The sequence below is a fragment of the Maribacter sp. PR1 genome, assembly GCF_028464145.1.
Lineage (GTDB): Bacteria > Bacteroidota > Bacteroidia > Flavobacteriales > Flavobacteriaceae > Maribacter.
The window spans coordinates 137,760-150,923 of sequence record NZ_JAQPCG010000007.1 but is presented as its reverse complement, the minus strand read 5'-3'; the positions used below and the strand labels follow the sequence as shown (position 1 = coordinate 150,923).

Genomic DNA, 13,164 nt, shown 5'->3' with positions numbered 1-13,164 from the left:
CCCCTTTCCTGCGAAAGGGGCTTTTTAATTTTTATATTTGAGTAACTATTGATTGTAAGATGAGTTTATTTAAAAAGATATTTTCTTCAGAAAAGAAGGAAACATTGGACAAGGGTCTTGAAAAGACCAAAACCAGTTTCTTTACAAAATTAGGTAAGGCAGTTGCCGGCAAATCCAAAGTGGACGATGATGTTTTGGATAACCTGGAGGAAGTATTGGTAACATCGGACGTGGGTGTGGATACTACATTAAAGATCATTGAAAGAATTGAAGCGCGGGTAGCCAAGGATAAATATATGGGTACTGACGAGTTAAATACCATCTTAAGGGAGGAAATAGCTGGATTGTTATCAGAAACTCATTCAGGTGAAGATTCAGAGATTAGGATTCCATCGAATAAAAAGCCCTACGTAATCATGGTTGTCGGTGTCAATGGGGTAGGTAAAACAACTACCATTGGAAAACTGGCCCATCAATTTAAAAAACAAGGGCTAAAGGTAGTTTTAGGTGCAGCGGATACGTTCAGGGCTGCGGCCATTGACCAATTACAAGTTTGGGCGGATCGTGTAGGTGTTCCCCTTATAAAACAACAAATGGGTAGTGATCCGGCATCCGTGGCTTTCGATACCCTTAGCTCTGCAGTAAAGCAGGATGCAGATGTGGTAATCATTGATACGGCCGGTAGACTTCATAATAAAGTAAACCTTATGAATGAGCTGACTAAGATAAAAAGAGTTATGCAAAAGGTTGTTGATGATACCCCGCATGAAGTCTTGTTGGTTTTGGACGGTTCTACGGGTCAGAACGCCTTTGAGCAGGCCAAGCAATTTACAAGGGCCACCGAAGTCACTTCTTTGGCCGTTACCAAATTGGATGGTACGGCGAAGGGTGGAGTGGTTATTGGAATATCCGACCAATTTCAAATTCCGGTTAAATATATTGGGGTAGGGGAAGGAATTGAAGACCTTCAGGTTTTCAATAAATACGAATTCGTAGATTCTTTTTTTAAAATCAATAATTGAAAGTAGTAGGGTTATTTATTCTTCTTTTATTGTGGACCACGATTGGTTGGTCACAGATTACACACCCTAAAGCAAGTCCGTTTACCAGAATAGAACAAGAGGTAGGTCTATCCAAGATTTCTTTGGAATACTCCAGACCCGCTGTTAGAAATAGAAAAGTTTTCGGTATTCAGGCAGATGGAAAGCCGGCGCTAGTACCTTACGGGCGAATTTGGCGTGTGGGAGCCAATGAATCCACAAAAATAACTTTTGATTCCGATGTAAAGATTGAAGGTAACGATTTGCCCAAAGGAACTTATGCACTTTATATTTTCCCCTATGAAAACCAATGGGAAATTGTTTTCCATAAAAATACCTCACATTGGGGGGACGGAAGGGACAACTACAATCCGGAGGAAGATGCGCTGAAGGTTTCTGTCCTACCCCTGAAAACCTTGGCTTTTCAAGAAAATATATTGATATATTTTGATGAACTTCAGCATGACTCGGCCCAATTGATAATCCACTGGGCAAGCACAAAAGTTCAAGTTTCCCTGTCCTTCGATACTACGTCCACGATGGACCTAGAAATCCAACAGAAATTACAGGATAATCCATCTGCTCAAACTTATTACGAAGTTGCCAGATATTACCAAGAGCAAGGAATACGCCTTGATGAGGCCCTCTCCTATTTGGAAAAGGCATTGGAAAAAGGGGGCGGCACTTATTATTTTTATAGGGTAAAGTCCCTTGTTGAAGCTGATTTAGGCAACTATAAAGATGCTATCGTTACAGCGAGCAAATCCCTAAGATTGGCGGATGCAGAGAAAAAGGATGAGTTTGTGCGGCTCAATCAAAAAAGCATAAAGCTTTGGAAATCCAAACTATAAAAAATAAAAAATAAGAAGAAATATGAAAAAGTTAATTGGACTATTTTTATTGGGACTGCTCTTGTCCTGCAAAACGGATACTACAACGAAAGAATCAATTGTATTATGGGAGCCTTATAACGATTCTGCCCAAGTAGCCGCTAATGCTGATCACGATATAAGTAGGATGCGCTACAAACTCATCCAATCCAAAGTATTGGATAAAAATGCCATTTTTCTTCCATTGTATGATGAGGTGGTAAAAATGAAAGAAGAGGAATACGAGGCTTTAAAACCTTTGATTCTAGAGCAGGATATCTTTTCAATACGTAACAGTATTGAGCAAGACAAGCTGACATACGAGCAACTGGTATTGTTTTATCTATATAGGATATACAAGTACGAACTGAACAATGAAACCACTTTAAATACGGTAATTGCACTGAATGAAGAGGTGGTTTCAGCTGCCAGAAAATTGGATGAACAGAAGCGGGAAGGGAGGTTGCCGGATGTCCGTCACCCCATTTTCGGTATGCCGATACTATTAAAGGACAATATCAATACGGCAGGTATGAAAACTACTGCAGGTAGTATTGCGCTGATGAACAATGAAGTCGATGATTCTTTTATTGTAGAACGGTTAAAGGAGAACGGTGCCCTGATTTTAGGGAAAGTGAACCTTAGTGAGTGGGCCTATTTCCTTTGTAGTGGTTGCCCTGTAGGGTACAGCGCCGTGGGTGGTCAAACCTTGAATCCGTATGGGAGAAGGATTTTTGAGACCGGCGGTTCTAGTTCCGGTAGCGGGACTTCGATAGCTGCCAACTACGCCGTAGCGGCAGTGGGTACGGAAACTTCGGGTTCTATTTTGTCGCCCAGTAGTCAGAATTCCGTGGTTGGATTAAAACCGACCATTGGAATTTTGAGTCGGTCTGGAATTGTACCGATTTCCAGTACCTTGGATACTCCGGGACCTATGACCAAAAATGTGCTGGACAATGCAATATTGCTGTCGGCCATGAAGGGTTATGATGCAGCCGATTCTAAATCTGTAAAAGAGGAATATCCCGGTATTTTATCGGCAGGTTTAAACCCAGAACCATTGAAAACACTGAAATTGGGCGCTATGACTACGCTTATAGAGCGCGATAGCATATATAGGGAAACAATTGAGGAATTAAAGCAAGCTGGAGTAGAAATCATAGAATTTACGCCGCCAGAGGTTAAAATGGATGGTTTTTTAAGTATCCTGAACGTCGATATGCGGAATGACTTGCCAGCGTATTTAAATTCTTATTCAAATCCTGAATCCGTAAAAATTTCCTCGATATCGGATGCAGTCGACTTTAATAATAAGGATTCCTCGATACGAATTCCCTATGGTCAAGCTTTGTTTGAAGGTATTTTGGCCGATAGTACTACAGTCGAAGGTTTGGAGGAAATAAAGTCCAATTTGGAGAAAAGCGGACGTTTATTTTTTGATACCGCCATGGATAAATATAATTTGGACGCCATATTGTCTATCAATAACTATCATGCCGGATATGCTGCAGTAGCTAAGTATCCAGCATTAACAGTTCCAATGGGCTATAAAGAAAGTGGAGAACCTATTAGTCTTACTTTTATAGGTAAACAATTCTCCGAAGCTCATTTGCTGAGAATGGCTAAGGCTTTCGAGGATAAATTTCAAAAAAGGAAAATGCCTCGTGGCTACAATTAATTAAGTTAATTATGACCCTAAGAATCCTTGTTTTATTTTTTCTAATGATGAGCAGTTATACATTTTCACAAAAACGAATACGGGATTACGGTATTGCGATCGGCGTTTTAAAAACAGGTAAGTTTAATGCCATAACAGACGTTGCTGGAGTTAAGGTGGGGCAGGTTTCGGTTGTAAAAGGTGAGTCAGTGCGCACCGGGATTACGGCTATTCTACCCCATTCTGGAAACATTTTTCAATCTAAGGTACCAGCGGCTATTCATATAGGAAATGGTTTTGGCAAATTGGTAGGTTATAGTCAAGTAAAAGAATTGGGGAACATCGAAACACCAATAATATTGACTAACACTTTGAGTGTTCCTGTAGCATCTGAAGCTTTGATAGAATATACTTTAAACTTGCCAAGAAATGAGAACGTGCGTTCGGTTAATTCGGTTGTCGGGGAGACCAACGATGGATGGCTCAATGATATCAGGGGAATGCACATCAAAAAAGAACATGTATTAGAAGCTATCAAGGAAGCAAAAGAGGGACCGGTTATAGAAGGCAATGTAGGTGCCGGTACTGGCACCATTTGTTTTGGTTACAAAGGTGGAATCGGAACTTCTTCTAGACTACTGCCCAAATCTTTGGGAGGTTACACGGTAGGCGTTTTAGTGCAATCTAATTTTGGAGGAGTCTTGGAAATAAACGGTGTTCCTATAGCAAAAGAATTTAAAAAATATCCATATCGAGATAAAATTTTAAATGATGCGGACGGCTCCTGTATGATTGTTGTAATGACCGATGCTCCCTTGGATGCCCGTAATTTGGAACGGTTGGCTAAAAGAGCTATCATGGGTCTTGCGAAAACGGGGGGAATTGCTTCTAACGGGAGTGGCGATTATGTTATAGCAGTATCAACTGCTGAAAACAACAGACTACCCTATGAAACCAGAAGCATGTTTAACTTGGTGAAATTATTACGAAATGACGAAAAATCACCTTTGTTCTTGGCTACAATTGAGGCTACGGAAGAAGCTATTTTGAATTCATTGTTCGCGGCGGAAACAATGATTGGTAGAGATGGTCATAAAATAGAGGCACTTCCATTAAACGAGGTGATTCCATTAATGGAAAAATATAATAAAATTGGCCAAGAGTGAAATGTTAATGCTTATTCAATGACTTGGTTGATAGCCTCCCAAAGCTCAGTATCAAAACTAGAGGGCCCCAAGGCGGCGTCTCCGGTGTCTTGACCCATACGAACAACTACCATATTCTCACTGGGTATAACATATAATTTTTGGTCATTTTTACCTAAACCGGCATACAGGTCAGAAGGTGCATTGGATATCAATTGCGTAGGAAATACAATCTGGGACTGCGGGGCCATTGCACTTTCCTTTCCGTTCAGCCACCAGAGGTAACCGTAGGATTTGTTCAGATCTTGAGAGGTATCCTTCATATTGGAAAGAAATTCCTCATTACCCAATATTACGGTGTCTTCCCAAATACCATTGTTCAAGTTTAGGAGTCCAAAACGCGCCATGCTTCTTGCGGTGCTCCAATACACATTATTGTCTCCATTACTGGAGAGCCAGGTACCGCTCATACCAATTTTATCCTTAAGCGTATTTGCAAAATAAAGTTCAAAATCCTCACCGGTCGCATTCGTGATAACATCTTGAATTAAGGTATAGGGAGCATTGTGGTACCCCCAACGTGTTCCGGCATCCGCGATATACGTTAAGCAATCCGGGGTTTTGCAATCTCCTTGGGTATCATCCAAACCTGTGGTCATAGTCAATTGATTCCAAACGGTAATCAAACTTTCTTTTTCTGGAGTTAAAGAAGTCCAACCTGCGCCTAAGTAGGCAGAAGTTTGATCTTTCAATTCTAAAAAACCTTCTTCAACGGCAATACCACTAACAAAGGAGGTCAATGTTTTTCCAGCGGACGCCCAATACCATGCCGAGTCCTTATCAAAATCTGTAGCATACCATTCCATAGCCATTTTCCCATCTTTTAGGATTATAAAAGATTTGGTTTCGTTATCATCCAAAAGGGTATAAAGTTCAGGTATGGCCTCTTCATTCCAATTCAATTCAGAAGGGGAGCGTGTTTCCCAAGTGTCGGAATTTAAAGGGGGAAAGTACAGGGATTCAGGATCATTGGTATCAAGAGTTTCTTCTTCCTGGTTGATTTGATCTGTGGAACACGCCTGGAATAGTAGTGCGAATAAAATGAATGTATATAGAAATCGGTCCATATTATTTTTTTGCATTAGACTGTAGTTTTGGCCAGAGGTTTAACGTAAAAACCAAAGAAATAGTCTGTTATAAGGAATTTTTCAATTCTCAAATTGTACTTTTGCACCCGCCTTATAGAGAACGATAAAGCAGGGTATACTATGCGCACAAAAACGCTCAAAAGAAATAAAATCAATGTGGTTACCTTAGGTTGTAGCAAAAATGTGTACGACTCTGAGGTGCTTATGGGACAGTTGCGTGCCAATGATAAGGAGGTTGTACATGAAGAAGAGGGGAATGTCGTTGTGATCAATACCTGTGGATTTATAGCCAACGCCAAAGAGGAAAGCGTGAATACGATTTTGGAGTATGTTCAAAAGAAGGAGGAGGGTGTTGTAGATAAAGTTTTTGTTACCGGGTGTTTAAGTGAGCGCTATAAGCCCGATCTACAAAAGGAGATTCCCAATGTGGACGAGTATTTTGGGACCAGTGAACTTCCTAATTTATTAAAAGCACTAGGTGCTGACTATAAGCATGAATTAATTGGCGAACGTCTGACCACCACGCCCAAAAATTATGCCTATTTAAAGATTGCCGAAGGCTGTGACCGCCCTTGTTCTTTCTGTGCCATCCCTTTAATGCGTGGTAAACACAAAAGCACACCCATAGAAACGTTGGTTATGGAGGCTGAAAAATTAGCGGCAAAAGGAGTCAAGGAACTTATTCTGATAGCCCAAGATCTTACCTATTATGGTCTGGATCTATATAAAAAAAGAAACCTTGCCGAGCTTTTGAAGGCCTTAGTACAGGTTGACGGAATAGAATGGATACGCTTACATTATGCTTTTCCTACGGGCTTTCCTATGGATGTCTTGGATGTTATGCGGGATGAGCCTAAAGTTTGTAACTACCTTGACATTCCTTTGCAACATATATCCGATAGTATCTTGAAAAGTATGCGTAGGGGTACTACAAAGGAGAAAACCACGCAGCTTTTAGAAGATTTTAGAGCGGCTGTTCCTGAAATGACTATTAGAACGACCTTGATTGTTGGATACCCTGGTGAAACAGAGGAAGATTTTGAAATTTTAAAATCCTGGGTTGAGGAGATGAGGTTCGAACGCTTAGGTTGTTTTACCTATAGCCACGAAGAAAACACACATGCTTACAATTTGGTCGATGATGTTCCAGAAGAAGTAAAACAGGAACGTGCCAATGAAATAATGGAAATTCAATCCCAGATTTCATGGGAACTAAACCAAGAGAAGATTGGGCAAACGTTTAGATGTATCATAGACCGAAAAGAAGGAAACTACTTTGTGGGAAGAACGGAGTACGACTCACCGGATGTGGATAATGAAGTATTGGTAGATGCCACCAAGCATTATCTAAAACAGGGGGAATTTGTAAACCTCAAAATTACGGAGGCTGCTGATTTTGATCTTTATGGAGAGCCGGTCTAACTAACTAATTTCTAAACTATTTCTCAAAATAGAGATAAATATAGATTGCGGCCCCAAAACTAACGGCATTGGTTGATGCCAGTTTCCAGCCCTCCTTTGCGTGTTCATCCAATTTTTCCTGAATCTCCTTTTGTGAGGATTTCATTATATGTTTGGTGTCCAAGGTTAGTTTACTGTAATAAATGAGGGTCTCTACCTTATATTCCTGCATATTGGTATTGTTTTTAGACTAGTTAACCATAAATAAGGCGTTGGCGAAAAACAATTTACCGTTCTCCCAAAATCCTCTAAAAAGGGGATTGTCAACCATATAAATAACATGGCCCCTTCCCATTCGTTCCGTACCAAAAATAAGCGTTTCGGCAATCATCTTCTTGGCTTCGCTTCCGGCAAACCCTGAAACGGGAATATTTTGATCTTCTGCAAGGTATACGGCATTTCCACCATCCAGATAATTGTAGGAACGGTCACCTAATTTCAAGGTGAAATAAGAATCCCCGTAACCATAGGCCAAAGGGTTTGTGGAATCGACCTTAGTTTTAAAAATGGCCCCTGTAATAGCCGATTTTATATACTCCCTTTCCGAAGCATCAAAAGCCTCAAGACGAACCGTGCTGTCCTTTTTTTGTTCCTTCTCCTTTATACTAAAACCTTTTTGTTTGGAGAGACCATCAATGGCGCCGCCCATGGCAATCAATTTTCCACCTTGGCTTACCCAATCCTTAATTTTTTCGGTAACTTTTTCGTTGAGGAAACTGCGATATCTCCATCCATCGGGTAAAATAAGAATATCGTACTTGGAGAGATTTACCCTCCCAAAATAGCTCTCATCCAGTACGGTAATGGGGTAATTCAATTGTTGTTCAAAAAAATGCCAAATTTCACCAAACCTTAGGGTAGATGTAGGTTCCCCGGATAATACAGCTATTTTAAGTTCCTGTAGTACTTCCACCGAACTGGAACCAAAATCCTTACCGCTTTCAACAAATCCCGTTGAAGTGGGCGTTAGGTGTTTTGAGAATCTCTTGGATGCCTCATCCAATATCATGCTGAATCCATCAATATGTTTGTTGTCAGCCCCAATAATAATAAGACTTCCCCTATCATAATTTATACCGTCAGCAGTAAATGGCTTCTGTGCGTATCGTACTCTAATATTATGGTTTAAGAGCTCGGCCAGGAATTTAGCATCTTTCATACTGTTCCAATCGGTCAAATACGCATAGCTGTCTGGGGAGGTAATGCCATAGGTCTCATTAGTGGATTGATATTCGTTTTGTTGGACGGTACCATCTGTTGCTAAAGCATCTAGGCCATAGGCATAGGGTAGGGACCAGGCAGTGATATCGTAAGTAACGGAATCACTTAATTCTGTATTGGGTTCGAACAAAACCTTGACCAAAGTTCCTTTTTTCTGGTCCGTTGATACGACCAGACTTTGGTTAGAACTCCTAAGTGTTCCAGATTTCGAATCACTGTATTTGAACCCCTTAAAATTACTATTGGTTCCCGAACCATATTCAATTTCATGTTTGTCCAATAAGTTGGCTAAAGTTTCCAGTTTGTCAGCATTTCCATTTAGAATATAAGTTTGGTGCTTAAAGTTTTTTTGATTGTAGAATTTTTTGAATTCTTTGTTCAGGCGGTCTGTATTTTTACTGGCAACTTCAACTGTAGAAAGCCCTGTGGTGTGATGGTGGGCAATTCGGTCCTTTAATGTCAAGGTGTCGCCAATACTAGTGATAATTCCTAAACCTGCTCTACCACTACCTCCTTGCTCATAGGTCATACCTATGCCACCGTTATAGGTAGGATAAGTATCTCCATAACTCGGATAGAGCAAATCGAATCTTTCTTTGGTAAAATAGAACCAACCGTTCTCATCAAAATACTTTGCATGATTTTTACCAATAGTGACCTGAAATTCCCGCTGAAAATCTGTAATCACTTCATGGAATGGTTCTGCGGCAGGTGCAAAATAATAGGGATTATCTACGCCCTGCTCATGAAAATCAACATGAACATGGGGTAACCACTTATTGTATTCCTTTAGTCTTTGTTGGCTTTCAACTTGGGTAAGCCATGCCCAGTCCCTATTAAGGTCGAACATATAGTGGTTGCTTCTTCCGCTCCACCAACCTTCATGATGCTCCTTACTGTTAGGGTCCACGTTGTAAGGAGTATTTTTATATTGATTGTACCAATTTACATAACGGTCCCTTCCATCTGGGTTGATACAGGGATCCATAATGACGATTGTATTTTCCAAATATTCTTTTTTGGAGGTCAAAAGATCATAAATAGTCTGCATAGAAGCTTCTGTACTTACACTTTCGTTTCCATGGACATTGTAGCTTAGCCAGACTATAGCTTTGCTTGGAGAACCATTACCATCGATATTTTTTAGGTGCTCGGCCCTTATTTCCTCCAGATTGTTCATGTTGGCCTCCGAAGAAATATGGGCAAGTAACAATGGCCTACGTTCATTGGTTTTCCCATATTCCATTAACTTCATTCTATTTGGCTCTGCCTGGGCCAAGTATTGGTAGTAATCCACTACTTGATGATGACGGGTAAATTGCGTTCCCAGTTCATATCCTAAAAATTCGGATGGTGATTTAAGTTGTGCCAATAAAAATGTTGGAAGGGTAAATAGGAGAATTGGTAAAAGTCTTTTCATATTAAATTTTAAAAGAATGGTATGTCTCAAATCTACCAATTTATTGATAACTTTTATCATATAAAACGGGGTTTTTGACGAATATTGACAGATTTTGGTCTCATGTAATTAACGTATTTTTAGGAACTGTAAGTTGGGAGTGTTTTATATTTACCGTCATTAACATTTTTATATGGATATTGATTGTCTGTCTTTTCGAAAAACGGGGTATTTTTCTAATTTAATTTGTGACTATATAGAGGGAAAAAATGAAGTAGAAGTGCTTTACAATCAATTTCCAAAACTTGAGAACTTTAAGGCTCAAATCAAGGAAAAGGAAAGCTTTCCAGTAGCTCATAGGAAAGTTCTGGTCAAAGCCTTAAAGAATCAGTATAAGAATGTAAAAACGTCATCCCTAACTTCTGAACACATCGATTCATTGGAAAATGAGCGCACGTTTACAGTGGTTACGGGGCACCAGCTCAATCTTTTTACGGGTCCGCTTTATTTTCTGTACAAAATTGTGTCGGCCATAAATTTGGCCAATAAATTAAAGGAAGAATATCCTGACTATAATTTTGTCCCCGTCTACTGGATGGCAACAGAGGACCATGATTTTGAAGAAATCAATTATTTTAATTTTCAGGGGAAAAAAATTCAATGGAACAAAGAGGCCTCGGGAGCTGTAGGCCATTTGTCTACCAAAGGATTGGAAGAAGTATTTGAAATTTTTTCGCTTGGCGTTGGAGGTAGCAAAAATGCCACGCATCTAAAGGAACTTTTCGCTAAGGCCTATTTAGAGCATGAAACATTAACCGAAGCCACTAGATTTTTGGCCAATGAACTTTTTAAGGTGCAAGGTCTGGTCATCGTAGATGGTGATGACAAAAATCTAAAAGAATTGTTGCTGCCATACATGAAGAAGGACATCTTTGAGCAAGTTTCCTTTCATGATATATCAAATAGGATTGAGGAAATCCAGAAAATCAATTCGGATTATCCTATACAGGTTAATCCGAGAGAAATAAATTACTTCTATCTAATTGATGGTATCCGCGAGAGAATTATAGAACAGGATGGTAACTATTTCGTGAACGATACCCAATTATCTTTTAGTAAGGAAGAGCTAATAAAGGAGTTGGAAGAATATCCAGAAAGATTTTCACCCAATGTGGTGGCAAGACCCCTATACCAAGAAGTTATTTTGCCAAATCTTTGCTATATAGGGGGAGGAGGAGAATTGGCCTATTGGTTGGAACTCCAGTCTTCTTTTGAGTCTATGGATATTCCATTCCCTATCTTGTTATTGAGAAATTCGGCCTTGGTGATAACTGGAAAACAAAAAGAAAAGTTGAAAAAATTGAATGTCTCGTATGATGATGTTTTTCTAAAACAACATAGTCTAATCAATAAAAAAATACGGGAAATTTCCAATATTGATATTGATTTTTCTCCACAGAAAGAATTGTTGGAGGAACAGTTTAAAGGAATGTACAATTTGGCCGAAAAGACCGATAAATCATTTCTCGGAGCTGTAAAGGCTCAAGAAGTTAAACAAAAGAAAGGGCTCGATAATTTGGAAAAGCGATTACTTAAAGCTCAAAAAAGAAAGCTTGAAGATCATGTCATGAGGTTAACGGACATCCAAAATGAACTTTTTCCTAATCAGTCCCTTCAGGAACGACAATTAAATTTTTCCGAACTTTATTTGGAATATGGTGAAGCACTTTTACCCATGTTGTTTAAGTCCTTGAATCCCTTAGACTTGAGCTTTGTAATCCTAACCAAGAATTAGTCATTTTGAGTTTTTCCTGCTTTAGCCAGACTGTAAATTAAAATCCATATTACGATGCATGATATAGATATTGATATGGTCGAAATGACCCTAGATGTGGTCAAATATGCCATTAATCGAATAACCCAAACCAATCCATCCTTGGGTAAGCCCAAAACAGAAAGCGAGCTGAGGAAATTGGTTGGGGAAACAGTTACAAACTCAGGAATCGGAGGAGAAAAAGCTTTTGAGCTGTTCCGGAAGGTATTGGTCAAGGCCACCGTACCAATCGACCATCCAAGACATTTGGCCTTTGTACCAGCTGCACCTACCAGGGCTTCAATTCTTTTCGATTTGGTAACATCCGCGTCAAGTATTCACGGTGCCTATTGGATGGAAGGCGCAGGAGGAATTTTTTGTGAAAATGAGGCTATGAAGTGGTTGGTTTCACTTACAGGTATGTCAGAACCAGCCTTCGGGGTATTTACAAGTGGGGGTACAGCCGCCAATTTATCGGCCATAGTCACGGCCAGGGAAAAATGGAGAAAGAATCCAAGAAACATCAATCAAAAAGGAATTTTAATTACTTCCATCGGAGCGCATTCATCTATCAAGGCCATGGCCAAGGTGATTGATGCAGATGTATTACTGGTAGAGTCGGAAGATGCAATGCGTAAATCGACCTTGGAAAAGTTTTACAAACAATTACCAGAGTCAGAAAAAGCAAGGGTTTTTGCCGTTGTGGCCACGGGAGGCACTACAAACGCCGGAATTATCGATGAGTTGGATGGAATTGCAAACTTTTGTCTTTCAAAAAATCTCTGGTTTCATGTAGATGCGGCCTATGGTGGTGGCGCTCTTGCTGCAAAATCGGTTCGTCATTTGTTCAAAGGAATAGAAAAGGCGGACAGTGTAACCATAGACCCTCATAAATGGCTTTTTTCTCCCTATGATTGTGGTGCGGTCATTTATAAGCATCCAGAAGAGGCTAAAGATGCACATGCACAGGAAGGGTCTTATCTCGAAATCTTCAAGGACGAAGGTGCGCATGGGTTTAATCCTTCCGATTATCAAATCCAATTGACCAGACGTTTACGAGGTCTGCCGCTTTGGTTTTCCTTAGCTACGCATGGAACCGAAAAGTATGAATGGGCAGTAGAGCAGGGCATCAATTTGGCCAAGATTGCCGGTGAGCTCATAGAAAAGAACCCATTGACAGAATTGGTAAGAAGACCTAGTCTTTCCTGCGTGCTTTACAGAAGAATTGGATGGACTGCGGAGGATTATAGAAATTGGACCTATAGAAATCATGAATCGGGATTTGCATTGGTGACACCGACCAAATGGAAATCCGCCAATGGCTATGAAACGGTATCCCGATTTTGTTTTATCAATCCGGATACCACGCAACAGGATATTGAGGATATTTTAGAAAGTATGGAATAAAAAA

At 40.0% G+C, this 13,164-nt stretch carries 10 protein-coding genes; 7 read left to right on the top strand and 3 right to left on the bottom strand.

Going from position 1 to position 13,164, the window contains the following annotated elements; translation table 11 throughout:
- Positions 1–59 precede the first annotated feature (59 nt).
- The 4 genes from ftsY to PP182_RS15145 are packed head-to-tail and all read left to right on the top strand — an operon-like array spanning position 60 to position 4,732.
- Positions 60–1,022 carry a signal recognition particle-docking protein FtsY gene (gene ftsY / locus PP182_RS15160; protein WP_272652116.1) on the top strand — a complete coding sequence of 321 codons (963 nt, stop codon included), beginning with the start codon at positions 60–62 and terminating at the stop codon, positions 1,020–1,022.
- Positions 1,019–1,891: a DUF2911 domain-containing protein gene (locus PP182_RS15155; RefSeq protein ID WP_272652115.1), complete on the top strand. Its 873-nt coding sequence runs from the start codon at positions 1,019–1,021 to the stop codon at positions 1,889–1,891. Before ftsY ends, PP182_RS15155 begins: the two co-directional genes overlap by 4 nt.
- 22 nt (positions 1,892–1,913) lie before the next feature.
- Entirely contained in the window at positions 1,914–3,587 is a 1,674-nt protein-coding gene (locus tag PP182_RS15150; protein WP_272652114.1) for an amidase family protein, read from the top strand.
- An 11-nt stretch (positions 3,588–3,598) separates the two neighbouring features.
- Positions 3,599–4,732, top strand: a complete 1,134-nt coding sequence (locus PP182_RS15145; protein WP_272652113.1) for a DmpA family aminopeptidase — start codon at positions 3,599–3,601, stop codon at positions 4,730–4,732.
- A gap of 11 nt (positions 4,733–4,743) precedes the next feature.
- Here the strand turns inward: PP182_RS15145 and PP182_RS15140 are convergent, their stop codons facing one another.
- Entirely contained in the window at positions 4,744–5,853 is a 1,110-nt protein-coding gene (locus PP182_RS15140) for a serine hydrolase domain-containing protein (protein WP_272652112.1), read from the bottom strand.
- Positions 5,854–5,979: 126 nt separating this feature from the next.
- Between PP182_RS15140 and rimO the strand changes: the two genes are divergently transcribed.
- Positions 5,980–7,281: a 30S ribosomal protein S12 methylthiotransferase RimO gene (rimO, locus tag PP182_RS15135; protein WP_272652111.1), complete on the top strand. Its 1,302-nt coding sequence runs from the start codon at positions 5,980–5,982 to the stop codon at positions 7,279–7,281.
- 16 nt (positions 7,282–7,297) lie between these two features.
- Here rimO and PP182_RS15130 read toward each other — a convergent pair whose 3' ends face one another.
- Positions 7,298–7,492 carry a DUF4177 domain-containing protein gene (locus PP182_RS15130; protein ID WP_272652110.1) on the bottom strand — a complete coding sequence of 65 codons (195 nt, stop codon included), beginning with the start codon at positions 7,490–7,492 and terminating at the stop codon, positions 7,298–7,300.
- 18 nt (positions 7,493–7,510) lie between these two features.
- Positions 7,511–9,961 carry a M14 family metallopeptidase gene (locus tag PP182_RS15125; protein WP_272652320.1) on the bottom strand — a complete coding sequence of 817 codons (2,451 nt, stop codon included), beginning with the start codon at positions 9,959–9,961 and terminating at the stop codon, positions 7,511–7,513.
- Positions 9,962–10,133: 172 nt separating this feature from the next.
- On the opposite strand from PP182_RS15125, the gene bshC reads away from it, so the two are divergent.
- Both bshC and PP182_RS15115 read left to right on the top strand, forming a co-directional pair.
- On the top strand, positions 10,134–11,735 hold the full coding sequence (gene bshC, locus PP182_RS15120) for a bacillithiol biosynthesis cysteine-adding enzyme BshC (RefSeq protein ID WP_272652109.1): 1,602 nt from the start codon (positions 10,134–10,136) through the stop codon (positions 11,733–11,735).
- Positions 11,736–11,789: 54 nt separating this feature from the next.
- The gene (locus PP182_RS15115; RefSeq protein ID WP_272652108.1) at positions 11,790–13,160 is read left to right on the top strand and encodes a pyridoxal phosphate-dependent decarboxylase family protein; all 1,371 of its coding nucleotides are present in this window, start codon (positions 11,790–11,792) and stop codon (positions 13,158–13,160) included.
- The last annotated feature ends 4 nt before the right edge of the window (positions 13,161–13,164 follow it).

What these genes read in the sequence shown, in the direction of transcription:
- rimO (WP_272652111.1), top strand. Translation starts at nt 5,980, where the DNA reads ATGCGCACAAAAACGCTCAAAAGAAATAAAATCAATGTGGTTACCTTA.
- PP182_RS15125 (WP_272652320.1), bottom strand. Translation starts at nt 9,961, where the DNA reads ATGAAAAGACTTTTACCAATTCTCCTATTTACCCTTCCAACATTTTTA.
- PP182_RS15115 (WP_272652108.1), top strand. Translation starts at nt 11,790, where the DNA reads ATGCATGATATAGATATTGATATGGTCGAAATGACCCTAGATGTGGTC.
- PP182_RS15145 (WP_272652113.1), top strand. Translation starts at nt 3,599, where the DNA reads ATGACCCTAAGAATCCTTGTTTTATTTTTTCTAATGATGAGCAGTTAT.
- PP182_RS15140 (WP_272652112.1), bottom strand. Translation starts at nt 5,853, where the DNA reads ATGCAAAAAAATAATATGGACCGATTTCTATATACATTCATTTTATTC.
- ftsY (WP_272652116.1), top strand. Translation starts at nt 60, where the DNA reads ATGAGTTTATTTAAAAAGATATTTTCTTCAGAAAAGAAGGAAACATTG.
- PP182_RS15150 (WP_272652114.1), top strand. Translation starts at nt 1,914, where the DNA reads ATGAAAAAGTTAATTGGACTATTTTTATTGGGACTGCTCTTGTCCTGC.
- bshC (WP_272652109.1), top strand. Translation starts at nt 10,134, where the DNA reads ATGGATATTGATTGTCTGTCTTTTCGAAAAACGGGGTATTTTTCTAAT.
- PP182_RS15130 (WP_272652110.1), bottom strand. Translation starts at nt 7,492, where the DNA reads ATGCAGGAATATAAGGTAGAGACCCTCATTTATTACAGTAAACTAACC.